This is a genomic window from Candidatus Neomarinimicrobiota bacterium, assembly GCA_041862535.1.
GTDB lineage: Bacteria > Fidelibacterota > Marinisomatia > SCGC-AAA003-L08 > TS1B11.
The window spans coordinates 1-2,209 of sequence record JBGVTM010000084.1 but is presented as its reverse complement, the minus strand read 5'-3'; the positions used below and the strand labels follow the sequence as shown (position 1 = coordinate 2,209).

At 60.3% G+C, this 2,209-nt stretch carries 2 protein-coding genes; both read left to right on the top strand.

The window, feature by feature from the left end:
* A partial coding sequence (locus ACETWG_03335) for a helicase-related protein (protein MFB0515619.1) occupies window positions 1-974 on the top strand: 974 nt, incomplete at its 5' end.
* The coding region (gene purD / locus ACETWG_03330) for a phosphoribosylamine--glycine ligase (GenBank protein ID MFB0515618.1) at window positions 975-2,209 on the top strand (1,235 nt) is incomplete at its 3' end.

The following is a 2,209-nucleotide window of genomic DNA, read 5'->3' as shown; positions in this document are numbered from 1 at the left end:
GCGACCGCTCCCGCAAGGAAGTGCTGGTAGAGTACGGTTTCCGCCTGCCGTCGGCCCTGGACAACCGCCCCATGAAGTTTCATGAATTCGAGGGCAAGCTGAACCAGGTCGTGTTCGTCTCCGCCACGCCCGCGCCCTATGAGCTGGAGCGGTCGAGCGGGGTGGTGGTGGAGCAGATCATCCGGCCTACGGGCCTGATGGATCCGGAGATAGAGGTGCGGCCCACCCGGGGGCAGATCGACGACCTTATAGCGGAAATCAAGCACCGCACCGCCGGCCAGGAGCGGATCCTGGTCACCACCCTTACCAAGCGCATGGCGGAGGATCTGACTGACTACCTCAAGGGGATGGACTTGCGCGTGAATTACCTGCACTCGGAGATCGATTCCCTGGAGCGGGTGAAGATATTGCGCAACTTGCGGCTGGGGAACTTTGACGTGCTGGTGGGCATCAACCTCCTGCGGGAGGGATTGGACCTGCCGGAAGTATCGCTGGTGGCGGTGCTGGACGCGGACAAGGAGGGTTTCCTGCGTTCCACCACGTCGCTGATGCAGGTATCGGGCCGGGCGGCGCGTAATATCAACGGCAAGGTGCTGTTCTATGCTGATGCGGTGACCCGGTCGATGCAGGAGGTAATTGACGAGTCCAACCGGCGGCGCGCCATTCAGGAAACCTTCAACCGAGAGCATCATATCACGCCCACTTCCATCTATAAGTCGGTAGCAGAGGTGATGTTGACCACGGCTGTGGCCGATGCCCAGACCAAAGTGGCCGGCATGGCACCGGGTCCACCGGCTGGCGGATACGATCTATCCAACCTCGATGAGCAGGACCTGGCTTTCACGTTGGACCTGTTACGCCGGGAGATGAAGCGGGCGGCGGAGAACCTGCAGTTCGAGGAAGCCGCCCGGCTGCGGGACGAGATTCTGCGGTTGGAAGAAGAACATAATCTGGAAAAGACACCACATCTCTGAATGGCTAAGCTACTGGTATTAGGGAGTGGGGGACGGGAGCACGCTCTGATCTGGTCCCTGGCTCAGGAACAAAAACACGAGCTCTATTGTGCCCCCGGGAATGCCAGCACGGCTGAACTGGCGCGGAATGTGGCGCTGGACATCGCTGACCAAAGTGCGGTGGCGGCATTCGTCATGCAGGAAGATATTGAACTGACATTAGTGGGCCCGGAAGCGCCCCTGGCAGCGGGTATCGTAGACCGCTTCCATGAACAGGGTCTTAGAATCTTCGGTCCCTCGCGGGTAGCCGCCCGATTGGAGAGCAGCAAGCTTTTCGCCCGGGATTTCATGCAGGCAAACGGCATCCCGCATCCGGCCTATCGTCCCTGCCACTCCCGGGCGGAGGTTCTGGCAGCGGTACAGGACATGGGCCTGCCGATAGTGCTCAAGGCCGATGGCCTGGCGGCCGGCAAGGGGGTGATAATATGCCGAACCAGGGAGGACCTCTCGGCAGCCTTAGAAAAATACTTCGATCACCAGGTTTTTGGTGAAGCTGGGCTGGCCCTGTCAGTGGAGGAGCGCCTGGTGGGGCCGGAAATGTCGGTATTCGCCCTCTGTGACGGTGACAACTTCGTTATCATCGGGACCGCCCAGGACTACAAGCGGGCCTACGATGGGGATCGGGGACCTAACACCGGCGGTATGGCCTCCATCGCGCCCTCACCGTTAGCCTCGCCGGAGTTAGTGGAAGAAATAGCGTCGACCATCCTACGACCTGCTGTGAATGGAATGAAGGCCCGGGGCTGCCCCTATGTTGGCTGCCTGTACGCCGGTCTGATGATCGTGGATGGAAAGCCCTTCGTCATCGAGTTCAACGTACGCATGGGCGACCCGGAGAGCCAGGTGGTGCTGCCTCTGCTGAATACGCCCTTCTATGAGTTAATGGAGCGGGCCCTCAGCGAGAATCTCCCTGGCAGCGTCCAGACCAAGGTTGGGGCCGCGGTGTGCGTGGTAGTGGCGTCGGATGGCTACCCGGGCAAGTATGAAAAGGACCGGCCTATTTCCGGCTTAGAGCGATTAGATGAAGACATCATCCTGTATCATGCCGGCACGACCAGGGACCACAACGGTTCACTGGTGAGTAACGGCGGGCGGGTGCTGAACGTAGTAGCCAGGGGGAAAACGATTCCCCAGGCGGCGCGGCTGGTATATGAGAACATCCCCCGGGTTGATTTTCCGGGCAGCTTTTACCGGAG